Raw genomic sequence first — 25,445 nt, 5'->3', positions numbered from 1 at the left:
GCAAAATTGCTTTGCAATTTTGTCGCGAGCTCCTCGCAATGACGTGGAGGGAGAAGCGCTCGCAATGACGAGGCCGGGAGAGCGCGTTCGCCTCACACCTTTCCCGCGAACTCCGTCGGCGTCCGCCCCGTCACCTGGCGGAACGCCGCGGAAAAGGCCGGCACGCTGGCATAACCGAGTTGCGTCGCGAGCTGCTTGACCGAGACGCTTGCATCGGTCGACATCCGCTGGATCGCCGCCGCAATCCTGGCGCGCTGGCACCAGCTCTTGAAGCTCAGTTGCGTCTCCATGGAGAACAGCCGCGACAGCGTGCGCGCCGACGTTCCGACCTCGCGCGCCAGCGTGTCGATGTCGTGCAGGCCGGTCGGATCGTCGAGCACGATCATCGCGGCGCGCCGGCAGCGCGGCTCGTGCGGCAGCGGCACGAAGGTCGCGGAATCCTCCGCCTGGTGCAGCTCCAGCATCGCCAGACGCACCAGCAGCCCGGTGCGCTCCTCGGTGTTGCGCGCGTCGAACAGCGCAAGGATCGCCTGGTTGAGCAGCGGCGACACCCGCACCACGAATTCCCTGGTCAATCCCTCATAGCGCTTCTCGCGCTTCAGCCAGGCGAGGTCGAAATACAGCGTCCGCATCTCGATGTCGGCGAGCACGTCGATGGCATGTTCGAGCCCGGCTGGGACCCAGACCGCGCGGTCCGGCGGCACCAGCCAGCGTCCCCCCGGTGTGTTCACCTGCATGGTGCCTTTCGCGGCATAGACCAGCTGGGCCTCGCGGTGCATGTGCGGGTCGAGCCGCAGGCCCTTGGGATAATCGCGCGCGACCAGGTGCACGCCCGCGGTGGAGCGGTGGTTGCCCCGGACCGCCCTGAGGATTGGCGTTTCCAAGATTGGCGTTTCCAAGACAGTCATTGGCAGCATCCCGTAATCCACTCGACCTATAACTCATTTCGGAGCAGGAGAGGATTCCGAATGAACAGTCCCAGCCGGGTCATCAGTTTCGTCAACGCAGGCCATTTCATCGATCATTATGCGATGCTGATCTTTGCCGCCGCCGTGATCATCATGGGGCCGGCGCTCGGCATGGCCTATTCGGAACTGCTGCCCTACGCGACCCCCGGTTTCATTGCATTCGGCGCCGGCTCGCTGCTCACCGGCTGGCTGGGGGATCGCTGGAGCCGCCGCCACATGATGCTGATCTTCTTCGTCGGCATCGGGCTTGCCATGATCTCGGTCGGCTTCGCTCAGACGCCGGCGCAGCTCGGCGCGGCGCTGTTTGCGATCGGCGTGTTCGCCTCGATCTACCATCCCGTCGGCACCGCGATGATCGTGTCCTATGCCGACCGGCTCGGCCGCGAGATGGGCCTCAACGGCGTCTGGGGCAATCTCGGCGTCGCCTCGTCCGCGCTCGTCACCGGCGTGATCGGCCAATATCTCGGCTGGCGTTTTGCCTTCATCGTCCCCGGCATCGTCACCATCCTGATCGGCATCGCGTTTGCGATGATGGTCGTGCATGAGGACCGCAAGGGCTCGAAGCAGGCGGCGGCCCAAGCGCGCGTCGCCAAGCAGGACATGTGGCGCGTGGTGCTGTCGCTGCTGATCGTCGTGATTGCGATCTCCACCACCTTCAATGCCGTCACCGTCGCGCTGCCCAAGCTGTTCGCGGAGAGGCTCGCGGACCTCACCAAGAGCCCGGCGCTGCTCGGTGTCATCGCGGCCTGTGTCTACGTGTTCGGCGCAATGACGCAGTACACGATCGGCCGTCTGCTCGACCGCTATTCGTTGAAGACGGTGGCCTTGCCGCTGTCCTTCATGCTGGCGCCGTTTTTGTATCTCGCGGCGAGCCTGTCCAACCTGCCGCTGATTTTGGTTTCGATCGGCATCGTCATGGGCGCGTTCGGGCAGGTCACGGTGAACGACGCCATGGTCGGCAAATACACGTCCGAAGAGTGGCGCTCGCGCGCCTACGCCGTGCGCTATTTCATCGGCTTCACCGCGGCCGGCGCGTCGGTCGGCCTGGTCGCATGGCTCTACGAGCAGGGCGGCTTCGTCACCATGCTGCACGCCTTCGCCGCGCTCTGCCTGCTCGCGATTGCGGCGGCGATCATCCTGCCGCGGGAGATCCGGACGCCGGCGGCGGCCTGAGGCGGGAGCTCTCTCCACTCGTCATTGCGAGCGCAGCGAAGCAATCCAGAATCTTCCCGCGGAGGGACTCTGGATTGCTTCGCTGCGCTCGCAATGACGGGGGATGAGGCGGGGCCTTGCGCAACTCGTTCACTTGCGCAACTCGTTCAATTGTCACGCACACCACCCACGATGCCACTATGCCGGTGTTTTGCCCGACGGAGCAAATGATTTCGGCAAGACCGAAATATTTCAAGCCTTTTCGATCCCGTCTCTACTGTGCATGGGGTTGTTTTCGATTTTCGCTCCTCGATCCGGCCGCAAGAGGCGGGAACCCGCTCCACCTGCCGCGGGTTCTATCCCCGTGGCCTCGGCATCTGCCGGGGCAGGTAGGGGGAAAGACACCTGCATGCAGTGGAGCCTGCTCCGACCGGTCGGCCTTGTCCCCGCGGCGCTTGTCCTCACCACCATTGCGGCCAGCGCCGAGGGCGGCAAATCGGCCGGTCCGTCCGAATTCCTGCTGGTGGCGCAGATCGTGCTGCTGGTCGCGGTCGGCCGCGGCCTCGGCGAGATCATGCAGCGGATCGGCCAGCCCTCGGTGATCGGCGAATTGCTCGCCGGCATCATCCTGGGGCCATCACTGTTCGGCTGGATCTGGCCGGAGGCGCAGCACGCGATCTTTCCCAAGACGCCCGAGCAGAAGGCGATGATCGACGGCATCGCCCAGTTCGGCATTTTGCTGTTGCTGCTGCTCACGGGCATGGAGACCGACCTCAAGCTGGTCAGGAAAGTCGGCAAGGCCGCGATCGCGATCTCGATCGCCGGCATTTTGGTGCCCTTCGCCTGCGGCTTCGCGCTCGGCGAGTTCCTGCCCGATGCGCTGCTGCCGAAGCCGGAGCAGCGGCTGGTGGCCTCGCTGTTCATGGGCACCGCGCTGTCGATCTCCTCGGTGAAGATCGTCGCGGTGGTCGTCCGCGAGATGAACTTCATGCGCCGCAATGTCGGCCAGATCATCGTCGCGACCGCCGTCATCGACGACACCATCGGCTGGATCATCATTGCCGTGATCTTCAGTCTCGCCTCGCAAGGGACGCTGGACGTCGCATCGGTGGCGAAGGCCGTGCTGGGCACGCTCGCCTTCCTCGCCGTCAGCTTCACCATCGGCCGCCGGCTGGTGTCTCAGCTCATCCGCTGGGCCAACGACAATCTCGTCAGCACGGCGGCGGTCGTCACCGTGATCCTGCTGTTGATGGGCGTGATGGCGCTGATCACGCACCTGATCGGTGTCCACACAGTGCTCGGCGCTTTCGTCGCCGGCATCCTGGTCGGGGAGTCGCCGATCCTGACGCGGCAGATCGACGAGCGCCTGCGCGGGCTGATCTCGAGCTTCTTCATGCCGGTGTTCTTCGGCCTTGCGGGTCTGAGCGCCGACCTCTCGGTGCTGCGCGATCCCAGCCTCTTGATGCTCACCGGCCTGCTGGTCGTGATCGCCAGCGTCGGCAAGTTCGGCGGCGCCTTTGTCGGCGGTACATTGGGCGGCCTGAGCACGCGGGAGTCGCTAGCGCTCGCGAGCGGAATGAACGCACGCGGCTCGACCGAGGTCATCATTGCGACCATCGGCCTGTCGATCGGCGTGCTCAGCCAGAACCTGTTCACGATGATCGTGACCATGGCGATCGTGACCACGATGGCGATGCCCCCGATGCTGCGCGCGGCGCTGGCAAGGCTGCCGATGAACAAGGAGGAGAAGGAACGGCTGGAGCGGGAGGAGTTCGAGAAGCGCGGCTTTGTCGCCAACCTCGAACGCCCCTTGCTGGCAGTCGACGAGAGCGTCAACGCCACCTTTGCCGCGCACATCGCGGGCGTGATCGCCGGCATGCGCGGCCTGCCGATCACGGTGCTGCATATCGGCAAGCGTGCGAAAGAGCAGGCTGAGGAAGAGAGCCACGAAGCCGTGGTGAAGAAGGCGGCGGAGACCGTGTCCGCTAATAGCGACGGCGACACCGGCAGCGTCGATGTCCTCACCCGTGCCAGGCGCGCGGAGCTCGGCGAGACCATCGCCGATGAAGCGCGCAAGGGCTTTGATCTCCTCGTCGTCGGCGTCGACAAGGTCGCCGCGACCAAGGATCGTTTCGACCGCAAGATCGAGGACATTGCCGCAAAGTTCGACGGACCGCTCGCGATCGTCGCAGCCAAGGGCAGGCATCTGAAGCAGCCGATGCCCGATGCACTCAATATCCTCGTTCCCGTCTCCGGCAGCGGCGTCTCCAAGCGCGGCGCGGAGGTCGCGGTCGCGTTGACGCAGGCCGGATCAGGTTCGCTGCGCGTGATCTATGTGGCGACGACGCGGGACAAGGGCGCGCAGCGCGGTGCCTCGCGTGGGCTCGGCCAGGAGGCCGGTATCCTCAAGGACGCCAGTGATCTCGCTGCCCGCTACGATGTCGATATCACCACGACGCTGCGCGTGAACCGGGCACCTGAGCTGGCGATCCTGCGCGAGATCGACACCACCGATGCCGATCTCGTCGTCATGGGCGTAGACCGCATCCAGGGCGACCATCTCTCCTTCGGCGGCGTCGCGGACGCCGTGCTCAGGCAGTCGAAAGTGTCGGTACTGCTCGTATCCAGCGGCGAGACGCGGCAGGTACCCGGCGAGAAGGCCTAGGACTTCACCTCCGCGGCCGGCTGCGCCTTCGGCGTTTTCTTCGACGCGCGCCAGTTCTCGAAGCGCTGCACCACCACGAAGAAGGCCGGCACGAACAGCACCGCGAGGCAGGTCGAGGCCAGCATGCCCGAGAACACGGTGATGCCGATCGACTTGCGCGCGCTGGCGCCGGCGCCGGTCGCGATCACCAGCGGCACCATGCCGAGGATGAAGGCAAACGACGTCATCAGGATCGGACGGAAGCGGGCGCGGGCCGCTTCGATCGCCGACTCGATCAGCGGTTTGCCGTCGCGGACGTGCAGCTCGAGCCCGACCTCGACGATCAGGATGGCGTTCTTGGCCGACAGCGCGATCAGCAGGATCAGGCCGATCTGAACATAGAGATTGTTGTCGATCCCCAGGCCGTTGAGAACCAGGGTCGGTCCGATCAGCGACAAGGGCACTGCGAGGATCACCGAGATCGGCGCGTACCAGCTTTCATACTGGCCGGCCAGTACCATGTAGACCAGCAGCATGGCGAGCCCGAACACCCAGTAGATCTGGTTGGTGACCGCCTTCTCCTGATAGGACATCGCGGTCCATTCATAGCCGGTGCCCGGCGGCAGCGTCTTGTCCGCGACCTCCTCCATCAGTTTCAGCGACTGGCCGGACGAGTAGCCCTGCGCCGGCAGGCCCACAATGCTCGACGACGGATAAAGATTGTACAGGCTGATCAGCGACGGTCCCGTGGTCGGCGTGATCTTGGCGACGGTGCCGATCGGGATCATGTCGCCGTTCTGGTTGCGCACCATCATGTTGGCGATGTCGCGCTCGGTGACGCGGAACGTCGCGTCGGCCTGGGTATAGACCTGGAACACGCGGCCGAACTTGTTGAACTGGTTGACATAGGACGAGCCGAGGTAGGTGGAGAGGGCGGCGAAGACCTGGTCGGTCGTCACGTGCAGCGTCTGGGTCTTGATGCGGTCGATCTCGACGTTGAATTGCGGCACCGCCGAACGGAACGAGGACGAGACGCGCTGTAGCGCGCTCTGGCTCTCGGCGTTGCTGACCATCGCGGTCGTGATCGCCTGGAGCTTGGCGAAATCGCTGTTGCCGTCACGCAGTTCGAGTTGCATCGTGAAGCCGGCCGCGTTGCCGATGCCCTGGATCGCAGGCGGCGGCAGCACCTGTGCGCGCGCCTCCACGAGTGTCGCGAGCTTGTCGTTCAATCCGTAGACCAGCGAGCGCAGATCCTCGCCCTTGCCGCGCGAATCCCAGTCCTTCAGGGTGATGTAGGCGACGCCGGCATTTGCGAGGCTCGCGCTGTTGTCGAGGGCGGAGACGCCGGCGATGCTGGTGACCTGGGCGACGCCTGGCGTCTTGGTGATGAGGTCGGTGGCCTTTTCGAGCACCTTCTGTGTCCGCTCGAGCGAGGCGCCGTCGGGGAGCTGAACGACGGCGAGCAGATAGCCCTGGTCCTCGATCGGAAGGAATCCCGTCGGCACACGCGACAGGCCGTAGCCGCCGATTCCAATCAGGACCAGGGCAACCGCGACCGAGACCGTACTGTGCCTGACGAGCGCGCCGATCAGCCGCGCATAGCCGCGCTCGACGCGGTTATAGACGGCGTTGAAGCCACGGTAGAAGAAGTTGCGTTGTTCCGGCGGCACCGCCGGTCGCAGCCAAAGCGCGCACTGAGTCGGCTTCAGCGTCGCCGCATTGACGGCGCTCAGCAGCGCGGTTGCGGCGATCACCAGCGCGAATTGCGAGTACATGCGGCCGGTGAGACCCGCGAGGAAGGAGGCCGGCAGGAACACCGAGATCAGCACCAGCGTGATGCCGATGATTGGCGCAAACAGCTGATCCATGGCCTTGATGGCGGCGTCGTGGCCGTTCATGCCTTGCTCGATGTTATGGGCAGCGCCTTCCACGACGACGATCGCGTCGTCGACGACGATGCCGATCGCGAGCACGATCGCAAACAGCGTCGACATGTTGATGGTGAATCCGAGCGCCGCCATTGCGGCAAACGCGCCGATGATGGTCACCGGCACCGTGGTCGCCGGCACCAGCATCGCGCGCCAGTCCTGCAGGAACACCAGGATCACCGCCAGCACGAGCAGGCCGGCCTCGATCAGGGTCATGTAGACTTCGTGTACTGATGCCTGCACGAATTTGGTGGTGTCGAACGGCGTGTCGTATTTGACGCCTTGCGGGAAGGCCTTCGCAAGCTCCGCCATCTTCTTCTCGACGGCCTGCTCGACCTGGAGCGCGTTGGCGCCGGGGGACTGGAATACGCCGATGCCGGTGGCAGGCTGGTTGTTGAGCGAGAAGATCTGGCTGTAGGTCTGGGCACCGAGCTCGACCCAGCCGACGTCGCGCACCCGCGTGACGTCGCCGCTCGTGCCGGTCTTGACGATGATGTTCTCGAACTCGCTGGGGTCGTCGAGCCGACCGTTGACGTTGAGCGTGTACTGGAACGCCTGTCCCGGCGGCGTCGGCGGCGCGCCGACCTGGCCGGCCGAGACCTGCTGGCTCTGCTGCTGGATCGCCGTGATGACGTCCTGCGGCACCAGATCGCGGACCTGGAGCTTGTTCGGATCGAGCCATACCCGCATCGAGTACTCGCCGGCGCCGAATACCGTGACGTTGCCGACGCCGGGCACGCGCGAAAGCACGTCGCGGATGTTGATGGTGGCGTAGTTGCTCAGATAGAGACTGTCATACTTCGCATCGGGCGAGGTCAGCGTCACGAACAGCAGGATCGAGGTCGACCGTTTCTGCACGGTGACGCCCTGGTTCTGCACGGACGACGGTAGTTGCGAGAGTGCGCTGGAGACGCGGTTCTGCACCAGCACCTGAGCGAAGTTGAGGTCGGTGCCGATCTTGAAGGTCACGGTCAGCGTATAGGTGCCGTCGGAGCCGCTGTAGGACTGCATATAGAGCATGTCTTCGACGCCGTTGACCTGCTGCTCGATCGGCAGTGCCACGGTGTCGATCACGGTCTTGGCGCTGGCGCCGGGATAGCGCGTGGTGACCTGCACCGTTGGCGGCACCACGTCCGGATATTGTGCGATCGCGAGGTTGAACAGCGCGACGGCGCCGATCAGGACCATCAGGAGTGCGATGACGTTCGAGAGGACCGGCCGCTCGATGAAGAACTTTGAGATCATGGCCGGCAGCTCCTACTTGGCCGACGCCTGCGGCTGGTCGATCTTCGTCACTTGCGGGTCGACCTTCTGGCCCGGAATCACCCGCAGCAGCCCTGCGATGACGACCCGGTCGTCCGGCTTCAAGCCGTCTTCGATCACGCGGAGGCCGTTGTCCGCTGGACCAACCTGGACCCTGCGCTGCTCGACCGTGTTGTCCTTGCCGACCACGAGCAGATAGCGGCCGCCCTGGTCGCTGCCGAGCGCGGTGTCGGGAACAAGGACGGCGTCTTTCTCCTGGGTGAAGGGTACGCGGACGCGGACAAAATAGCCGGGCAGCAGCACCCGGTCGTCGTTGGGCACGACGCCACGCACCGCGAGTGTACCGGTCGACTGGTTGATCGTCGGCGCGACGTAGTCGAGCTTGCCCTCATGCGGATAGCCGGTCTCGGTCTGGAGACCGATCTGGATCGGGAATTGCCTGAGATTGGCGGCGGTCAGGCCGCGGCGTTGCGCTTCGGCGCGGATGCGCAGCACGTCCAGCTCGTTGACGGTGAAGTTCACCCAGATCGGGTCCATCGCGACGATGGTCGCGAGCTGGGTCGGCGATGAGACACCGACGAGCTCGCCGATCGAGACCATATGCGCGCTGACGATGCCGTCGAACGGCGCGCTCACCTTGGTGTAACTGTAGTTGAGCTCGGCGATCCTGGTGTTGGCCTCGGCCTGCTGGAGGCTGGCCTGGGCGTTGTCTCGGGTCGAGGTCGAAGTGTCGAGCGTGGCCTGCGAAACCGCCTGGCGCTGAACAAGATCGACTTGCCGCTTGAAATCGGCTTCAGCCTGCTTGAGCGAAGCCTGCGCGCCGGCCTCGGCCGCCCGCGCCTGGTCGAGCTTCAGCTTGTAGGTTTCGGGTTCGATCGTGAACAGCTGGGTGCCCTGCTTGACGAAGGTGCCGTCGGTGTAGTCGATCGATTGCAGGAAGCCTTGCACGCGGGCCACGAGATCGACGCTCTGGATCGGCGCGGTGTTGCCGGTGGCCTCGACGTAGCGTGTGACGGCACGTTGGATCGGCGTGGCGACATCCACCTTCGGTGGCGGCGGCGCCACGAAAGTGTTCTTGTCCTCGCAGCCGGCGAGCGCGACTGTAGCCGCGATCGCGACAGATAGAAGGCCGATACGCCGCCATGGCCCGTCGGCTCGTGCGGGAGAAGCGAGAGTCGCGCGCGTCATTCGGTGGTCCCCGATGGCTGTCTGTCGGTGCGGCAGGCTACCAACAAATGCTCGGCCGTGAAACCACCATAGCCATGGTGGTCACAGCCCTTGCACTGCAAACGGACTTGAAGTTTGTCATGAGATGCGGCTTTTCAAGGAGCGGACGATCGGCCAGAATTGTGTCAAAAGCCGCGCGACAGGCGCGAGGCCGGCGAAATGAAGCGGACACACAAGAAGAGCGGACGCACAAGAAGAAACGTGAGGAGACAAATGACATGCCAACGCCGTTCTGGTCGGCCTGCGCCGGCCTCGCTCTCGCCGCCGTGGTCGTCATGCCCGCGCCAGCCGATGGTCTGAAAGACGAGATCGCGCCGACCGGCAGGCTTCGGGTCGCGATCGCGATCAGCCCGGCGGGCGGCGCATTCTGGTCGACCAAGACCGAAGCCGGCTATGCCGGCGTACCCGTCGATCTCGGCAAGGACATGGCGGCGCAAATCGGCATCCCCGTCGAGTATGTCGTGTACCAGAATTCCGGGCAGATTACCGATGCGGCCGGCAAGGGCAGCTGGGACGTTACCTGGTTGCCGAAAGATCCGGAGCGCGAGACTAAAATGATGTTCGGCCCGATCTACGAGGTCGCTGACGCCACCTATATCGTCAAGGCGGGATCGACCGTCACCAATTTCGCCACGCTCGACCAACCCGGCATCAAGGTCGCGGCCGTCGACGCCACGACCACGATGCGCGGCGCCGTTGCGCATCTGAAGAATGCGAAAGTCACGGGCTACCAGACCTACGACGAGATCTTCGGCCTTCTGAAGTCCGGCGAGGTCGATGCCTTCGGGCTCTCGCGCGACCAACTCAACAAGATGGCGTTGAAGATCCCCGGCACGAAAGTGCTCGACGAGACTTTCAAGAAGACCGTCACCGCCGTCGCGGTCCCGCTCGCCCGTCAGCAGTCGCTTGCCTTCGTCACAAAATTCATGAACGAGGCCGTGACGAACGGGACCCTGCGCAAGGCCTATGATAGTAACGGCCTGAAGGACACGCCGATCCGTACCGAGTAGATAGTCCTTGGGCTGAGAGCACATGCTTGGACGTTTGGCTGCAGTCGCGACATTGCTGCTGGTCTTGATCATGCAGAACGTTCAGGCCCAACCGTTGACGGTCGATCCCGAGTCCATCGTTCCGTTGCCGCCACGGTTCGACATGGGGCCGCCGGCGTCCGATGTGCCGCCCGAGATCGCGCGCTTCCAGGGCGCATGGATCGGGACCTGGCAAGACGACAGGCTCATCCTCGTGGTCGAGCGCGTCAGGGTCGACGGGCATGCAGACCTCGTCTTCGCCCGGTCGGACTCGGCCTTCAACGGCCTGAATCGCGAATGGTGGCGGGACCAGGCGACAGTCGTGGACGGCGTGCTGACCATGACGGGGTTTCGCCTCTTCCGTTATGCCTTTGATGGCCCCGACCGATTGTACATGACGGCGACGCTCAAGAATGGTGCCGTCACCTCCGGAGCGCTGGTCCGCACCGATCCGGCGCGTCTTGCTGCAGGCGATCGGCCGAACGACTGGCCGTGGCCCGGTGAGCGCGTCCGGATTCCGCATCTCACGGTTCGCACGCCTGACGGCACGCGGCCGATCACGCTCGAAGGCACGTTCTACCCGCCGTCGGGACCGGGGCCGGCACCGCTCGCGATCTTCACCCATGGATCCGACGTCGGCCGGAATCAGCTCAGGTCGTGGTCGTTCTCGACCGAGGCGCATTGGCTGCGCGACAACGGATTTGCGGTGCTGGTTCTGATGCGCCGCGGGCGCGGCAGCTCCGAGGGCATCAACGGTGAAGAAACGTTTGGACGCGATCACGATGGCAGCCTGATCGATGTCTCGGCAGGTGTCGCCGAGGCCGTCGACGATCTCGCCTCCGCGATCGCCTATGGTCGCACGCTGCCTGGCGTCAAGCCGGGCAAGGTGCTGCTCGCCGGCCAGTCGCGCGGCGGCTTCCTCGCCATGCACTATGCCGGCCTCAAGCCGGGCGAGGTGATGGGCGTGGTGAACTTCTGCGGCGGCTGGTATCCGTACGGACCGGTGACCACGCCATATTACGCGAATGCCGGCCGTGGCGCAGGCGCCAACGTCAAGCAGCTCTGGCTCTATGCCGACAACGACCGCCTCTACAAGGAAGATCTGATCCGCGAATATCAGCAGGCGTTCGCCGCCGCCGGCGGCAACGCGCGCTTCGAGCTGCTGCACGGCGTTCCCGGTGACGGCCATTTGCTGCGGCTCTATCCCGAGCGCTGGCGTGCGGCCGCCGACCAGTATCTCACGTCACTCGATCGATGAGTCGTTACGGCTCGGCAGTGCGGATGCCGGCAGGACTCACCTGCATCTTGAGCGTCGATGTCCTGGTCAGCGCCTTGCCGTCGAACGAGAAGGCGATTAGCTCACTCTCGACCATGCACTGGGCCACGACATATTTGGAGTCCTTCGACCAATCCATGCCCTGGCACCAAAGGCCGATCTTTGCCTCCGCCACCGGCGCGAGCTCGGTGCCGGAGATCTTGTAGACTTTCAGCAGGCCAAAATCGTTGAAGAAGGGCGAGGCGGAAGGCTTGTTCGAGCCGTTCATGACGGTGACGGCGACGTAGTTGCCGTCCGGAGAAATCTTCACGCCCTCGGGCGTCTGCCCCACACTGACCGTGGTGACGACGCGGATCGGCTTCGCATTCATGTCGATCACGCTGATCGTATCGGCGTCGCCGCCGCTGGCACCGACACTGCCGATGATTGCGGCGGCGGTGCCGGTGAGATCGATGTCGTAGGGGCGCACGCCGGAAAACAGGTCGCGGTTGGCGTACTCGACCTTGTTGCCGTCCACTGATAGCAGCGAGGTCCGGCTGTCGCCGTCGCGGGTGACCAGTGCGGTCGTGCCGTCATGCGAGAAGACAGCGTGGCTTGGACCCGATTTCGCGTCCCCGAGCTGGATCTTGCCAGCCGGCGTCAATGCATTGCCGTTGATCGTGAAGACCGAGACCGTGCCTTCGCTCCGCTTCGCGACCAGCGCCAACCAGAGCGATCTCGCAACGATTCCGGAGCCGCGATTTTTTATTTCAGGCGTGGAATAATTGCCGATGGCGCGGGCCTGTGAATTTTTTATCCCAACAACGGCGCAAAGTGTCTCTTGCGTCAAACTGACACAGCTCTGTCAAATGCGATCGCTAGGGTTGCCCCGTCATTCCTTCAGGGCAAACAAAAATGAAATCCAGATTTTTGACGACGGCGGCGATTTTCGCGGCCGCGACGACCCTTGCGTGCAGCATTCCGGTGCTCGCAGACGATTTCGGTCGTGACCACGACCGCGGCGGTAACCGCGACGAGCATCATCGCCATCCGCATGACATTCATACGGAAACGCCGATCAAGCATCTCGTGATCATCTTCAACGAGAACCGCTCGTTCGACCATTATTTCGCGACCTATCCGAACGCGGCCAATCCCTCGGGCTCGATCCCCTTCGTGCCGAAGCCGCATACGCCTGGGGTCAACAACCTCGCCAGCGCCAATTTGCTGGTGAACAACCCGAACAACAGTCCGGCCAATGGCACCGGCGCAACGGACCCGTTCCGGCTCGACCGCACCCAGGCCAATACGCGCTCGCAGAACCACTCCTATACGCCCGAGCAGCAGGCCGTCGACAACGGCAAGGATGACCTGTTTCCGAAATTCACTGGCCGCGGCACCGCCGGCGGCGCCGGTGCGTTCGGCACCAACGGCCAGGTGATGGGCTATTTCGACGGCAACACCGTCACGGGCTTGTGGAACTATGCCCAGCACTTCGCCATGAGCGACAACAATTGGACCGACACCTTCGGTCCGTCGACGCCGGGCGTGCTTGAAGTCGTCGGCGGCCAGACCAACGGCGTGCAGCCGGTCATCGGCACCACGGCGTCGATCGCAGACGGCCAGGGCGGCCTGACGCTGACCGGCGACACCGATCCCGGCAACGACGCCTGCTCGAGCGCGACCAGCACCATGCTGATGGGTGGCAAGAACATCGGCAACCTTCTCACCGACGAGCGCATCAGCTGGGGCAGCTTCATGGGTGGCTTCGACCTGACGCTCAAGAACGCCAACGGCACCACCGGTTGCGGCCGCAGCACGTTCTCGACCAACGTCAACGGCACCATCGTCGACTACATCCCGCACCACGCCTTCTTCCAGTATCACGCGTCCACGGCCAACCCGACCCATGCGCGGCCGAGCTCGGTGCACGCGATCGGCCATACCCACGACTTCAATGGCAAGGTCGATCCCGCCAACCACAACTACGACCTCGAAGACCTCTATGCCGCGATCAAGGCCGGCAATTTCCCGGCCGTCTCCTATGTCAAGATGCCTGCCTTCCAGGATGGTCACGCCGGCAACTCCGACCCGCTCGACGAGCAGGCCGGCAATGTCGAGCTGATCAACTTCCTCCAGAAGCAGCCGGAGTGGCGCGAGACCGCCGTCATCATCACCTATGACGACTCCGACGGCTGGTACGATCACCAGTACGTCGCGCCGAAGAACGCCTCGTATGACGCGACCGCCGACCAGGTCAACGGCCCCGGCCTGTGCGGCCTCGGCCCGACCAAGCAGCCGGCGCCGAAGGGCCTCATCGGCAAGCCGGTCAACGGCCGCTGCGGTCCGGGCACCCGCGTTCCCCTGATCGTGGTCTCGCCCTACGCCAAGACCAACTATGTCAGCCACGCCTATACGACCCAGGCTTCGGTGGTCCGCTTCATCGAGGACAACTGGCTGCACGGCCAGCGTCTCGGCGGCGGCTCGTTCGATGCCAGCTCCGGTTCGATCATGGACCTGTTTGACTTCGACCATGATCATAGCCACGACTTCCGCACCGACGCGCTGTTCCTTGATCCGACCACGGGCACGGTGATGGTCAGCCCGCCGGACGAGCACCACCACCGCTAGTCCAACGGGACGTCATAATAATGGACAGCCGCACCTTGTGGCTCCTCGGCGCCGGCCTGCTCGCTCTGGCCGGCGCCGTCTTTGCAGCCGAGACGCAAGGACTTGCGGAGGCGAATACAGTGGGCACGAACCCGAACCCGGTTCGTCTCATGCGTCCGCCCGTCGCCCCGTTGTCCGCGATGGCGCAGCTCGGGAGGGAGATTTTCTACGACGCTTCGCTGTCGTCGTCCGGTTCGCTGTCTTGCGCATCCTGTCACAGCCCGGATCATGCCTACGGCCCGCCCAACGACGGCCCGGTGATGCTTGGCGGCGCCAATCTGTCGCGGCAAGGCGCACGCGCAGTGCCGTCGCTGACCTATCTCGATCGCCAGCCGAATTTCAGCATCGGCCCCGACAAGGGCGACGACGACAACATCATCGACCTGGCGCAGATGGCTGCGCTCGGCCAGCAGGCCGTGCGCACGACCAAGACGGCTGGTGGCTCCGGCGCATCCGCGAATATCGTTCCCCAGGGCGGCCTGTTCTGGGACGGCCGTGCCGACACGTTGCAGGACCAGGCGCTGTTTCCGCTGCTCGACGCCAACGAGATGGATGGCGGCAGCGCGGAAATCGTCGCCGACAAGCTGCGTCGTGCGCCTTACGTCCAGCGCTTCGTCGAGCTGTTCGGCGCCGGCGTGCTGAGAAACCAGCGGCTGCTGATTGCGGAAGCGATGTTCGCGGTCGCGCGCTACCAGGTCGAAGAGCCGAGCTTCCATCCCTACAGCAGCAAGTACGATTATTGGCTCGAGGGCAAGGCACGGCTGTCCGAAAGCGAAATGCGCGGCCTGCAGTTGTTCAACGATCCCGACAACGCGAACTGCGCCGGCTGCCATATCTCGGCGCCGACCCGCGACGGCTTGCCGCCGATGTTTACCGACCACCAATATGAAGCGCTCGGCGCGCCGCGGAATGCCGCGCTCGCCGGCAACAACGATCCCGGCTATTTCGATCTCGGCGTCTGCGGTCCGCATCGGACCGACATTTCCGAGCAGACGCAATATTGCGGCATGTTCCTGACGCCGACGCTGCGCAATACCGCGACGCGTCACGCCTTCTTCCACAACGGCGTCTTCAAGACCCTCGAGCAGGTGCTCGAGTTCTACAATGTCCGCGACACCAATCCGGAAAAGGTGTTTCCACGCGCAGCCGATGGCACGGTGGGGAAATACGACGACCTGCCTGAAAAATATCACGCCAATGTCGACGTCACCGATCCCCCGTTCGATCGTCATCCCGGCGACAAGCCGGCGATGACCGACCAGGACGAGGCCGACATCATCGCCTTCCTGAAGACGCTGACGGACGGCTACAAGGCGGAGAACTAGGCGGGTCCGGTGCGGCGTGACCCTAGCGCGGCTTGATCTCCGCGTATTTCACCATCGCCTTCTGGAACTTCCGCTTGAACAGCCACATCGCGCCGAGAATCTCACGGAAGCTGGCCGAGCTTCGCGCCCGGTCGGCCTTGCCGAAGGCGAAGATGCTGTTGTTGCGCAGGTGCTTCATGATGGTCGGATCGGACACCCGGTAGTTCAGCAGGTCGCCCGACTTCAGTGCCGAGCGCGTCGGCGTCGGGACGATCTGGATCAGCTCGAACAGCTTCATCTGGTCGATCGGATCGGGCAGGGTCTTCACGATCGCGGGGATTTCGGCAAACAGCTCCGCATGCGCGTTCATCAGACCGTCGCGCACATTGGTCCAGTGATTGAAACGGCGATCGGTGCCGCGGGATCGTGCCTCTTCCTTGTCGTCACGCGCGTTCAGCGCAGGATCGGTAGCCGCAATCGCAGCCTTGATGGCCTCCCATTTGCGCTGGCCGTTGCGGTCCTCGGACGGGCCGGTCTGCAGGCTGCCCATATAGGTGTTCGAGCGCGCATTGCGGACGTTCTGCTTGCCGTTGGTCTCGGCGTAGAACAGTCCGAGACTGATGCGGCCGGCAGCTTCGGCGTGAACCGGTGCAAGGCCCCTGGCGCGCGCAATCGCTGCGGCGAGATCGACGACATCATTGAATGGCGTCGCCGAATTCTGCGCGCTCGCCGGCGGCGCCTCCATGATCTCGAACAGGTCAGCATATTCGTCGACCAGCGGCTCGATCGCGGCATCGAAATAGGCCGGGGGTATTTCGAACTTGTTCGGCTTGCCGATCCGCGACGGTACGGCGTCGGTGAGATCCTTGTACGTGCTGATCACCGCGACGCGCGCGAGATACAAGGCCTGGCCCGGCAAATTGGGCAGCGGTTGCTTCGCCTCGATCTGGCGGCGACGCTCCGCAAGGACCGATTTGAAGTCGCCGAGCGCGCGATCGTAGGCGGCCTGCGCGTCCGATTGCGTTGCCGTGAGCGTTTGCGCCCGGCTCGCGGCGGGCGTCGAGAGGATCAGCCCAAGCGCCGCCACCGCCGCAGCGGCGTGACATCGTCGTCCCATGGCGAGTTCCCATGTCCCGGAGATTCGTTGGCCATGGGATCGTAAGCATCAAATCCGCGGCCTGGCGAGCCGCAAATCGGGTTCTCCAATCTCATCCCGCCGCCCGGTACTCCGGCGCGGAGGTCAGAAATTTTGCATAGGCATCGGCGTCGGGCGGCAGGAAGTGTCCGGCGAGCCCGCCGCGCTTCCGAGTCTTGGCACCGATGTCGGCCATCAGCTCGTCGAAATGCCGATAGTGATAGGGCGCGACGCACAAGCCGCCATAGACGCCCGCGGCCGGCCGCTCCACGCGCTTGAAGTGCAGCATCATCTCGATGTTGTCGCGCATCTGCTGCGCCGTCGGCTGGTTGGCGAGTTGCCCGTCTGTATAGCGCACCAGCCAGTTTGCGGCGAGGTCGGCGCAGAGCACGGTGCAGAACGACGAGTTGAAGCCGACGAAGCCGAGGTCGGGCAGGTCCGGGTTCGCGATCAGCCGGTAGAGCCGGTACTGCCCGTCTGCATCGACCAGCTTTTGCTGATAGGCGTCCGGCAGGAAGGGCACACCGAGCTTGTAGCCGATCGCGAGCACGGCGATGTCGGCGCTGACGCGCTCGCCGCCGCTCATCACGATGGTGTCGCCTTCGTAGTGGTCGAAGCTGCCGAACACGGCCTTGATCCGGCCATCGGCGACCATCGCGTAGAAGCCCGGCGTTGCGATCGGGACCGAGCAGTTGACGCCGTCCTCGATCCGCTCTTTCGGCACCATCTTGCATTTATTGAGCTTGAGCTGCGCCTTCAGCAGGCTCTCGAGCCCGCGCCAGTTCGCCCAGATCAGGGGCGCGGCGACGCGGTACGCCAGTCGCGACGCCGCGCCGATGCCCCAGCCCGGAAACATCTCCTCCTGCGCGCGGACGTAGAGGATGCGCTTGAAGTTCACGAGCCCGCCGATGAAATAGGGGATGCGCCAGACCGGCTCGCGCATCACGATGGTGACCTCACGCGCGCCTGATTTCACCGCGTTCACGGCGATGTCGGTCGCGGACTTCGAGCCGCCGAGCACGGCGACGCGGCGTCCTTCTGCCAGCGTGGGATCGCTGTATTTCGACGAGTGCAGGATCTGTCCGCCCTGCGCCGCGAAACCGTCCTCGCCCGGGCAATGCAGCTCGCGCGGCTCGTTGAACTGCCCGGTGCATACCGCGACGAAATCGAAATCCTCGTTCGTGATCGTACCGTCCTTGCCCGATAGCGCGAGCGTCCAGCCCGGTCGGCCGTCGGCGCGTCGCGCCATGCCGGCGACCGCGGTGTCGAGGCGCAGCATGCGGTCGAGGCCGAAGCTCTTGGCGTAGTCTGTGAGATAGGCATGGACCTGCGGCCCGGTCGGCCACTCCGGATAGGAATCCGGCATGGCGCGATCCGTGTAGCGGTAGAGATCCTTGGGGCTTTGCGTCTGCACCTCCGGATACGATCGCGCCGGCTCCCAGACGCCGCCGAGATCGGCGCTGCGCTCGACGATGGTGACGCGGTGGCCGCGGGCGGAGAACGCTTTTGCGGTGGCGAGGCCGGAGACGCCGGCGCCGATCACGCAGACATGCTTTGGGCTGACCATGGGTGGCTCGCAATCAATGTGTTTCGCGCGCAAGCGGCCTCGTTCGGCCGCGAGGGGCGGCCGGCGGACACGCAAGCAGTGAAGGTGAACGAGAGGGCGGCTTGCCTGGTTGTCTGGCCTAGTCGTTGGCCTCGGGCGGCAGGAAGTCGACCTCATGCAGCGCCGAGATGCGCACGACTTCGGCAGGGTCGGTCAGATTGTGGAGCTGATTGAACAGCGCCTCCAGCTTCTGCATCGGCGAGACCCAGAACAGCGCGCGTGCTGGTTTGTCGGATTTGTTGAAATAGCCGTGCGGGATGCCGCGCGGCAAACGCACGAGGTCGCCGGCATGGGCCTTGACCCATTTGCCGTCGAGTTTGAGGTCGAGGGTCCCTTCCTGCACCAGGATGAACTCGTCCTGGGTCGGATGGATGTGCACCGGCACGAACTGGCCGGGATCGCTGTTGGTCTCGAACGCGAAGGTGGATTCGGTGACGGCCTTGGGGAAATAGACCTGACCCAGGATGTTCCAGGTCTTGCCGCCATAGCCCGTGCCATTTGCGGTAATGCCCTTTTCGAGTGCAGTCATGCTCGCCTCCATATGAACTCCGGCGGGTACCGAGCTTCGGCCACGTGCGAGCCGGTGTCTATCCGCTAAACGAATCCAAAGGCGGCTGTTGCCATGCAGCACGACGATTTTGCGACACGGCCCTTTGCGCGTCCGCGGAACTATTATATGCTTGAAGTAATTCCGTGATGCGAAGCGTGGTCGACGATGTCCGCAGCCGTGCAGGAAATGAGCACACGGTGGTCCCAGGCCGAAAGGCTTGCGGAGTTCGCTCGCGTCACCACCGATGACGTCGACGAGGCGGCCGAGCAGATCGGACGCATTTTCTGTCCTCACGATCTCAAGCCGGCGCAGGCGCGTGCTTCCGGATTTTCGGCCCGGCACAATTGCGCAGCGTTCGACGGCTTTTCCATCAACTATGTTGCCTATGGTCGGACCGTCAGCATCGATCCGGGCTGCCTCGACCGCTTCTTCCTCGTCCAGATCCCGCTCACGGGCACCGCCCACATTCGTGCGGGCGCCGGGGGGTTCGATGCCGTGCCGGACCGAACGGCGTCGCTGCTGTCGCCGACGGTCCCGACCCGGATGATGTGGCGCGACTGTGCGCAAGCCATCTTGCTGCTCGACCGTCGCATGGTCGAGCAGCGTGCCGCGGCGCTGTCGGGCAGGGCGGCCGGCGCGGTCGAGTTCGATCCCGCGATCGACCTGAATGCGCCGTGCGGCCACCACCTGCAAGCCAGCCTTGCCGAGCTGACGAGGCTCGCCGAACGGCTCGGGCCGTCCGGCCGGCTTTCACCGGCCGCGACGGCTGACTGGCGCGAGGCGCTGCTCGATTGTCTCCTCAATGGTCAGCGGCACGGCTTGTCGGATGCGATCAGGACGTTCTCAGGGCAAGCCGAACGTCTGCCGCGTGCGCTCCGGGCCGCGCGGGACCATCTTGCGGAAAATGCCGGTGAGCCGCTCGATCTCGCGCAGCTCGCGGGCGCGTCCGGCATCGGCATTCGCGCGCTCCAGCTCGGCTTCCGCCGTCACTTCGGCGTGTCGATCTCGGAGATGTTGCTCGATATGCGCCTCGCTGGTCTCCATGCCAGGCTCGCGCAGTCTTCGCCGGATGTCTCCATCACCGACATCGCTTTCGATCTCGGCTTCACCCATCTCAGTCGCATGGCCGGCGCTTACCGCGAAAAATTCGGCGAGACGCCGTCGGCAACGTTGCGGCGGCGGATGAGTTAGCGAGAGGCGCCCGAAACGATCATTTTCGCGATCGCGTCGTGTCCTCGTCGGTCTCCTGCTTGCGCAAGAAGCTCTCGACCTCGGCCTGCACCGAATAGGGTGTCGGGATCGGATCACCTGCCGCATCGACGGCGGTGTCGAGCGAGCGGCGCAGCATGCGTGCGAGCTCGGCCTTGCGGTAGGGCTTTGTCAGAAGTGGCGCACCCATGGTGGCCTGTCCCAGCCCATGCGGGGCGTCGTGGGCATATCCCGACGTGAACAGCACCCGTAAGGAGGGCCGCGCAGCCACTAACTCGTCGGCGAGCTCCCGTCCATTCAAGGCGCCGGGCATCACGATATCGGTGAAGAGCAGATCGAACGGCGTGCCTCGGGCCGCGATGGCGAGCGCGTCGCTCGCGTTGGTGGCCGGGATGACCTTGTAGCCGAGGCTCTCGAGCTGGACCGTGACGTAGTGACGGACATCGCGGTCGTCCTCGACGCAAAGGATGGTTTCCGTCCCGCCCACGATCTTGCGTTCGTCATAGCCGGTCGGGCGAAGCACGCTGGTCTCGGCCTTCGGCAGGTAGATCGTGAATGTCGTGCCGCGGCCTTCTTCCGATCTGACCTTGATGCCGCCGCCCGACTGCTTGACGAAGCCGAACACCATGCTGAGCCCGAGGCCCGTGCCCTTGCCGACTTCCTTGGTCGAGAAGAACGGATCGAAGATGCGTTCGAGGATCGCCTGCGGAATGCCCGTGCCGGTGTCGGCAATCTGGATCTCGACATAGTCGCCGGCATAGCCCGCGCCGACCGCGACGGCCTCGCGCACGCCGAACACCACGTTGCGCGTTGTCAGCGTCAGTCTGCCGCCTTGAGGCATCGCGTCGCGAGCGTTGATCGCGAGGTTGAGCAGCGCCGAGGAGAGCTGCCCGCGGTCGGCGAAAGCGAGCCAGATGGCGTCGTCGAGCCTCTTCACGATCTCGATCTTCTTGTCGAAGGTCGCCAGCAGCAGCTTTGCGAGCTCTTCGAGCAGGTCGTTGACGTCGATATCGGCCGGCTGCAGCGCCTGCTTGCGCGCAAAGGACAGCAGGCTCGAGGTCAGCGAGGCGCCACGATCGGCGGCCTCGCTGATCAGCTTGGTGATGGTGGCGAGCGGCGGGTTGTCCTTCACGGCGTCGGCGAGGATATCGATCGTGCCCGTGATTACCGTGAGCATGTTGTTGAATTCATGCGCGATGCCGCCGGTGAGCTGGCCGACCGCTTCCATCTTCTGCGCCTGGATCAGTTGCTCCGCGGCGGCGCGCTTCTGGGTGACGTCCTTGACGAAATTGTTGATGACGGTTTGCCCGCCGAGCTGGAGCGTGGTGCTCGATGCCTCGATCAGGATCTCGTCGCCTTCCCGGTGCAGCAGGGTCGCCTCAAACCGGATGCCGATCGGGGTATGCGAAAGCTCCGGCAGAAGGCGCATCATGCGTTGCCTGAAACCGTCGCGGAGCGGCTCGGCGATGAGAAGGTTGACGACGTCGGCGCCAAGCGCCTCCTTGCGCGTCCATCCGGTCAGCGCCTCGGCCTGAACGCTCCACTCCAGGATGATCCCGTTCGCGTCGGTCTGCACGAAAGCATCCAGCGCGGTCTTGATGACGGCCTGGGTCATCCGGGCGCTCGACTTCGCCTGCTCGGCCAGTTGCGCGGCGATGCGCTTGTCCTGCGCCGTCTCGATCGTACGCGTGCAGAGCCGCGCGATCAGCACTGCGACGGCGCCGCTTGCGAGCAGCGCAATGATCTCCGAAGCGCCGAACCCGGGTCCGGTCACGGCATACGAGACGAGGAGAGCCGCGGCGGTCACGACGACCTGCGCGGCCATCGCGAGTGTCAGAAGCCCCCTGAGTTTCATGCTCTCACACCAGCGACGTCCGCCGCGGACCCTCGCGTCCGCCCTGTCAAATGAGTCCGGCTCCCTGTGAGCTACAGACTCCCTGCGGCGTCGTCGAGGGCAATTTCCGGAGGTATCGGGGCGAGGCGTGCTTTGGGTTCAACTCGCTGGCGAATCGGTCTGGCGCAGCGTCGTGACCCAGATCACACGCGCCGCCTGCTGGGTCGGGTTGTCGAACATGTGCGGCACGATGCTCGGAAAACGAAAACTGTCGCCAGCCTCGAGCACATGGGCCTGGTTGTCGAGCCACAGCCGCAGGCTGCCGGAGAGGATGTAGCCGGCCTTCTCGCCGTTGTGCTGCAGGAAGTCGGTACCGGACGAGGCGCCGGGATTGAGCGTGAGCTCGTAGAGCTCGAGCTGGCCCGTGCCTTCCGGCGTCAGCGCTTCCTTGACGACGCCGCTCGCGGTGAGGCGCAGCAGGCGCCGGTTGTTCTTGCGCACGATGTAGCGCTGCACATCGGCGGCCGCGGAATCACTGGTCTCGAAGAAATAGGAGATGGGGACGTCGAGCGCGATGCTGAGCAGGCGGAGCGTGCGGATCGACGGCATGGCGCGCGCCCGTTCGAGCTGGCTGATCATGCCGTTGGAGAGGCCGGTCTTGTTGGCGACGTCCTGGATCGAGAGGCCGGCGCGCTGGCGCAGCAGCCGCACAGTCTCGCCGAGCCGCTGGTCGACCGCATCGTCGGCCTCGGTCGTCGAGGCCTCCTTCGGACCGTTCGTGTTGCCGCGACCATCCATGTCGCTCTCCCGTGCATGACCTCACCGCCGGAATGGCCGGCGGTGTGAAAAGGTCGCGCATCCTAGCAATCCGATTGACAGCTGTATTTAGTCATGGTGAACTTTTGATCGAAAAATTTAGAAGCACTAAAGCCCACTCCTGTCCCTTTGCCGGGGTCTCGGGGCGCGGGAGAGGTGCCGCGTGCGGGAACGGAGACTGGTCATGGCAGACAGCACCGGCAAGTTCGGCGTTGGCGGATTGCATCATCTCGGCATTCCAAATCGCCGACAATTCTTTCAGCTCGGCGCAGGCGCCGCGGCAGGATGGACGTTTTCAGGCAGCGCCTTTGCGCAGACCGAACGTCCGGGCAATCCGCCGGACAAGCCGCGCGGACAGGTGATCGCGGCGCTGTCGCAGGAGCCGACCGTCTTTCATCCCCTGATGCCCGGCATCGAAGTCGACCAGGGGGTCTGGTGGCAGGTGTTCTCGCCGCTCTGGTTCATCGATCCCGACGGCAAGTTCGTTCCCGACCTCGCGCGCGAAGTTCCGACGGTCGAGAATGGCGGCCTGTCGGCCGATGGCCTGACCTGGAAGATCAAGCTGCGCAGCGATGTGAAATGGCACGACGGCACGGCGTTCACGGCCGACGACGTCAAGTTCTCGCTCGACTTGATCAACAATCCCGATTTCCGCGTCCGCAACCGCGTCGGCCATAGCCTGGTCAAGGACATCACGATCGTCGCGCCCGACGAGATCCACTGGCGAATGGAAGCTCCCTATTCGCCCTACCTGTCGATCCTGTCCCTCACCTTCATCGTGCCGAAACACATCCTGGAGAAGGTGTCCGACCCGAATTCGTCGCCGTTCCACAACGCACCCGTCGGCACCGGGCCGTTCCGCTGGGGCGAGCGTGTGCCCGGCGACCACACTCAGGTAAATGCCTATGCCGGCTATCACGGCAAGGGGCCTTACGTCGAACGCGTCGTCTTCAAGTACATTCCCGATCTCACCGTCCTCTACACCCAGTTCCGCACTGGACAGGTCGACTACACCGGCCTGCAGGGCATCCTGCCGAACTTCGTGCAGGAAGCGAAGACACTGAAGGCGCGCAAGATCTTCGTCTCGTCAACGGCGTCGGTGGAGCATATCGCGCCGAATCTCGAGTTCGGCGCCTTCGCCGATCGCACGGTGCGCGAGGCGCTGTATCTCGCCATCAACAAGCAGGCGATCATCGATGCGCTGAACTACGGCCTGCCGATGCAGACCGAGAGTTTCGTGCCGAAGGAAGCATGGTCGTTCCAGCACGGCCTGCCGCAGCACAAATACGATCCGACCAAGGCCAACGCGCTGCTCGATGCGGCCGGCTGGGTGCGCGGCGCCGGCGGCGTCCGCGAGAAGGGTGGCGTGAAGCTCGAATTCACCAACTCGACGACCTCGGGCAACGCGGTGCGCGAGCAGACCCAGCAGCTCCTGATCCAGGACTGGCGCGCGATCGGCGCGACCATGCGCGTCAACAACATGCCGGCCGCCGTGATCTGGGGCGATTTCTGGCAGCAGTCGAAGTTCAATTCGGTGATCGTGGGCGTGAACTTCATGCTCGGCAGCGACCCCGACGTGACGCCGCGGTTCGGCTCCGGCGCGACCCCTGCCAAAGGTGGCCGCGGCTACAACACCTATCAGTACAAAAGCGCGGAGGCCGATCGGCTGCTCGCGCAAGGCGCCCAGCAATTCGATCTCGCCCAGCGCAAGGCCACCTATGGCGATCTTCAAAAGCTGATCCGGAACGACCTCGCGATCCTGCCGTTGTTCCAGGGCTTCATTGCCGAGGGCGTGAAGGAGGGGCTGCAAGGCTTCCGTCCCAACATCAACACCTCGAGCAATTGCTGGAATATCCGCGAATGGTACTGGGCGTGATGCGCTCCATTCGCGAGATCGCCTGAGATGGCTCGTTACGTCGCCAATCGCCTGGCGCAGGCGGTCATGCTGCTGGTGATCGTCTCCGCGATCGGCTTCGCCCTCCTGCATCTGGCGCCCGGCGGTCCGCTCTCGCAATTCGCGGCCTCCGCACAGATGACGCAGGAGGATCTCGATCGCGTCACCAGGCAACTCGGCCTCGATCGCCCGCTGCCGATCCAGTATCTCGACTGGTTCGGCCGCATGCTAAGGGGCGATTGGGGCAAGTCCTATCGCGACGGCGAGGCGGTACTGTCGGTGATCTCCTCGCATCTCGGCGCCACGCTGGAACTGATGACGACGGCGACCATCATCGCGGTGCTGCTCGGCTGCTGGATCGGTATACTCGGTGCGCTCCGGCGATATTCGCTGTTCGACTCGCTCGCCACCGTCGGCGCCATGATCGCGCTGTCGATCCCGACCTTCTGGTTCGGCCTCGTCACCATCTACGTGTTCTCGGTGACTCTCGGCTGGCTGCCGGCGGGAAACCGCGAAACCGTCGGCGACGGCTCCTTCCTCGATCTGGCGCATCACCTGATTGCGCCGGCGATGGTGCTGGCGCTGGTCGAGACCGCCATGTGGGGCCGCTTCATGCGCTCTTCGATGCTCGAGGTGATCAACCAGGATTACATCCGCACCGCGCGCGCCAAGGGCATGCCGGAATGGCGCATCCTCACCGTACATGCGTTGCGCAACGCGCTGCTGCCGATGATCACGGTCGCGGGCCTGCAGTTTCCGACGCTGCTCGGCGGCGCGCTGGTCGCCGAGACCGTGTTCACCTGGCCCGGCATGGGCCGGCTGTTCCTGGATTCCATCGGTTACCGCGACTATCCCGTGGTGATGGGCATCCTGATGTTCTCGGCGACCATGGTGCTGATCGGCTCGCTGATTGCTGACATTCTCTATGCCGTCGTCGATCCGCGGATCCGGGTGGGCTAGGC

The 25,445-nt window shown here is 64.4% G+C and carries 18 protein-coding genes; 9 read left to right on the top strand and 9 right to left on the bottom strand.

The window, feature by feature from the left end:
- Positions 1-92: 92 nt before the first annotated feature.
- Complete coding sequence (locus K3F49_RS06880) at positions 93-917, bottom strand: AraC family transcriptional regulator (RefSeq protein ID WP_234680125.1); 825 nt, start codon at positions 915-917, stop codon at positions 93-95.
- Between the two features lie 51 nt (positions 918-968).
- On the opposite strand from K3F49_RS06880, the gene K3F49_RS06875 reads away from it, so the two are divergent.
- Together K3F49_RS06875 and K3F49_RS06870 are read left to right on the top strand one after the other, a co-directional pair.
- Complete coding sequence (locus tag K3F49_RS06875; protein ID WP_234680124.1) at positions 969-2,141, top strand: MFS transporter; 1,173 nt, start codon at positions 969-971, stop codon at positions 2,139-2,141.
- A 388-nt stretch (positions 2,142-2,529) separates the two neighbouring features.
- Positions 2,530-4,785 carry a cation:proton antiporter domain-containing protein gene (locus K3F49_RS06870; protein ID WP_234680123.1) on the top strand — a complete coding sequence of 752 codons (2,256 nt, stop codon included), beginning with the start codon at positions 2,530-2,532 and terminating at the stop codon, positions 4,783-4,785.
- On the opposite strand, the gene K3F49_RS06865 is transcribed toward K3F49_RS06870, so the two are convergent.
- Both K3F49_RS06865 and K3F49_RS06860 read right to left on the bottom strand, forming a co-directional pair.
- A complete protein-coding gene (locus K3F49_RS06865; RefSeq protein WP_234680122.1) occupies positions 4,782-7,937 on the bottom strand; it encodes an efflux RND transporter permease subunit in 3,156 nt (1,051 codons plus the stop codon). The two genes, K3F49_RS06870 and K3F49_RS06865, sit on opposite strands and share 4 nt — an antisense overlap.
- Positions 7,938-7,949: 12 nt before the next feature.
- Positions 7,950-9,143 carry an efflux RND transporter periplasmic adaptor subunit gene (locus K3F49_RS06860; protein WP_234680121.1) on the bottom strand — a complete coding sequence of 398 codons (1,194 nt, stop codon included), beginning with the start codon at positions 9,141-9,143 and terminating at the stop codon, positions 7,950-7,952.
- A gap of 257 nt (positions 9,144-9,400) precedes the next feature.
- Between K3F49_RS06860 and K3F49_RS06855 the strand changes: the two genes are divergently transcribed.
- Together K3F49_RS06855 and K3F49_RS06850 are read left to right on the top strand one after the other, a co-directional pair.
- Entirely contained in the window at positions 9,401-10,192 is a 792-nt protein-coding gene (locus K3F49_RS06855) for a transporter substrate-binding domain-containing protein (protein WP_234680120.1), read from the top strand.
- A gap of 22 nt (positions 10,193-10,214) precedes the next feature.
- Positions 10,215-11,468 carry an alpha/beta hydrolase family protein gene (locus K3F49_RS06850; protein WP_234680119.1) on the top strand — a complete coding sequence of 418 codons (1,254 nt, stop codon included), beginning with the start codon at positions 10,215-10,217 and terminating at the stop codon, positions 11,466-11,468.
- A gap of 4 nt (positions 11,469-11,472) precedes the next feature.
- Here the strand turns inward: K3F49_RS06850 and K3F49_RS06845 are convergent, their stop codons facing one another.
- Entirely contained in the window at positions 11,473-12,192 is a 720-nt protein-coding gene (locus K3F49_RS06845; protein WP_234680118.1) for a YncE family protein, read from the bottom strand.
- Between the two features lie 188 nt (positions 12,193-12,380).
- Between K3F49_RS06845 and K3F49_RS06840 the strand changes: the two genes are divergently transcribed.
- Positions 12,381-14,096 carry an alkaline phosphatase family protein gene (locus K3F49_RS06840; RefSeq protein ID WP_234680117.1) on the top strand — a complete coding sequence of 572 codons (1,716 nt, stop codon included), beginning with the start codon at positions 12,381-12,383 and terminating at the stop codon, positions 14,094-14,096.
- A gap of 20 nt (positions 14,097-14,116) precedes the next feature.
- Complete coding sequence (locus tag K3F49_RS06835) at positions 14,117-15,460, top strand: cytochrome-c peroxidase (RefSeq protein WP_234680116.1); 1,344 nt, start codon at positions 14,117-14,119, stop codon at positions 15,458-15,460.
- A gap of 22 nt (positions 15,461-15,482) precedes the next feature.
- Here the strand turns inward: K3F49_RS06835 and K3F49_RS06830 are convergent, their stop codons facing one another.
- From K3F49_RS06830 to K3F49_RS06820, 3 genes are all read right to left on the bottom strand, one after another.
- Entirely contained in the window at positions 15,483-16,556 is a 1,074-nt protein-coding gene (locus K3F49_RS06830) for a hypothetical protein (RefSeq protein ID WP_234680115.1), read from the bottom strand.
- 91 nt (positions 16,557-16,647) lie between these two features.
- Entirely contained in the window at positions 16,648-18,141 is a 1,494-nt protein-coding gene (locus K3F49_RS06825) for a flavin-containing monooxygenase (RefSeq protein ID WP_234680114.1), read from the bottom strand.
- Positions 18,142-18,259: 118 nt separating this feature from the next.
- Positions 18,260-18,709 (bottom strand): cupin domain-containing protein, encoded by a 450-nt coding sequence (locus K3F49_RS06820; RefSeq protein WP_148772773.1) that lies wholly within the window; start codon positions 18,707-18,709, stop codon positions 18,260-18,262.
- A gap of 186 nt (positions 18,710-18,895) precedes the next feature.
- On the opposite strand from K3F49_RS06820, the gene K3F49_RS06815 reads away from it, so the two are divergent.
- The gene (locus K3F49_RS06815) at positions 18,896-19,921 is read left to right on the top strand and encodes an AraC family transcriptional regulator (RefSeq protein ID WP_234680113.1); all 1,026 of its coding nucleotides are present in this window, start codon (positions 18,896-18,898) and stop codon (positions 19,919-19,921) included.
- A gap of 19 nt (positions 19,922-19,940) precedes the next feature.
- Here K3F49_RS06815 and K3F49_RS06810 read toward each other — a convergent pair whose 3' ends face one another.
- Together K3F49_RS06810 and K3F49_RS06805 are read right to left on the bottom strand one after the other, a co-directional pair.
- Complete coding sequence (locus K3F49_RS06810) at positions 19,941-21,794, bottom strand: ATP-binding protein (RefSeq protein ID WP_234680112.1); 1,854 nt, start codon at positions 21,792-21,794, stop codon at positions 19,941-19,943.
- Between the two features lie 138 nt (positions 21,795-21,932).
- Positions 21,933-22,571, bottom strand: coding sequence for a cupin domain-containing protein (locus tag K3F49_RS06805; protein ID WP_234680111.1), 639 nt, complete (start codon positions 22,569-22,571; stop codon positions 21,933-21,935).
- A 202-nt stretch (positions 22,572-22,773) separates the two neighbouring features.
- Here K3F49_RS06805 and K3F49_RS06800 point away from each other — a divergent pair, with 202 nt between their 5' ends.
- Together K3F49_RS06800 and K3F49_RS06795 are read left to right on the top strand one after the other, a co-directional pair.
- The gene (locus K3F49_RS06800) at positions 22,774-24,465 is read left to right on the top strand and encodes a peptide ABC transporter substrate-binding protein (RefSeq protein ID WP_234680110.1); all 1,692 of its coding nucleotides are present in this window, start codon (positions 22,774-22,776) and stop codon (positions 24,463-24,465) included.
- Between the two features lie 27 nt (positions 24,466-24,492).
- Entirely contained in the window at positions 24,493-25,443 is a 951-nt protein-coding gene (locus K3F49_RS06795) for an ABC transporter permease (protein ID WP_234680109.1), read from the top strand.
- Positions 25,444-25,445 lie beyond the last annotated feature (2 nt).

Origin of the sequence: Bradyrhizobium monzae (assembly GCF_021458635.1) — a bacterium.
Lineage (GTDB): Bacteria > Pseudomonadota > Alphaproteobacteria > Rhizobiales > Xanthobacteraceae > Bradyrhizobium.
This window is presented reverse-complemented; position numbering and strand designations above follow the sequence as displayed.

Excerpts from the sequence above, each read along its gene's own strand:
- K3F49_RS06855 (WP_234680120.1), top strand. The coding sequence starts at position 9,401 with ATGCCAACGCCGTTCTGGTCGGCCTGCGCCGGCCTCGCTCTCGCCGCC.
- K3F49_RS06825 (WP_234680114.1), bottom strand. The coding sequence starts at position 18,141 with ATGGTCAGCCCAAAGCATGTCTGCGTGATCGGCGCCGGCGTCTCCGGC.
- K3F49_RS06820 (WP_148772773.1), bottom strand. The coding sequence starts at position 18,709 with ATGACTGCACTCGAAAAGGGCATTACCGCAAATGGCACGGGCTATGGC.
- K3F49_RS06800 (WP_234680110.1), top strand. The coding sequence starts at position 22,774 with ATGGCAGACAGCACCGGCAAGTTCGGCGTTGGCGGATTGCATCATCTC.
- K3F49_RS06830 (WP_234680115.1), bottom strand. The coding sequence starts at position 16,556 with ATGGGACGACGATGTCACGCCGCTGCGGCGGTGGCGGCGCTTGGGCTG.
- K3F49_RS06880 (WP_234680125.1), bottom strand. The coding sequence starts at position 917 with ATGCTGCCAATGACTGTCTTGGAAACGCCAATCTTGGAAACGCCAATC.
- K3F49_RS06795 (WP_234680109.1), top strand. The coding sequence starts at position 24,493 with ATGGCTCGTTACGTCGCCAATCGCCTGGCGCAGGCGGTCATGCTGCTG.
- K3F49_RS06870 (WP_234680123.1), top strand. The coding sequence starts at position 2,530 with ATGCAGTGGAGCCTGCTCCGACCGGTCGGCCTTGTCCCCGCGGCGCTT.
- K3F49_RS06860 (WP_234680121.1), bottom strand. The coding sequence starts at position 9,143 with ATGACGCGCGCGACTCTCGCTTCTCCCGCACGAGCCGACGGGCCATGG.
- K3F49_RS06850 (WP_234680119.1), top strand. The coding sequence starts at position 10,215 with ATGCTTGGACGTTTGGCTGCAGTCGCGACATTGCTGCTGGTCTTGATC.
- K3F49_RS06875 (WP_234680124.1), top strand. The coding sequence starts at position 969 with ATGAACAGTCCCAGCCGGGTCATCAGTTTCGTCAACGCAGGCCATTTC.
- K3F49_RS06805 (WP_234680111.1), bottom strand. The coding sequence starts at position 22,571 with ATGGATGGTCGCGGCAACACGAACGGTCCGAAGGAGGCCTCGACGACC.
- K3F49_RS06840 (WP_234680117.1), top strand. The coding sequence starts at position 12,381 with ATGAAATCCAGATTTTTGACGACGGCGGCGATTTTCGCGGCCGCGACG.
- K3F49_RS06810 (WP_234680112.1), bottom strand. The coding sequence starts at position 21,794 with ATGAAACTCAGGGGGCTTCTGACACTCGCGATGGCCGCGCAGGTCGTC.
- K3F49_RS06865 (WP_234680122.1), bottom strand. The coding sequence starts at position 7,937 with ATGATCTCAAAGTTCTTCATCGAGCGGCCGGTCCTCTCGAACGTCATC.
- K3F49_RS06835 (WP_234680116.1), top strand. The coding sequence starts at position 14,117 with ATGGACAGCCGCACCTTGTGGCTCCTCGGCGCCGGCCTGCTCGCTCTG.
- K3F49_RS06815 (WP_234680113.1), top strand. The coding sequence starts at position 18,896 with ATGTCCGCAGCCGTGCAGGAAATGAGCACACGGTGGTCCCAGGCCGAA.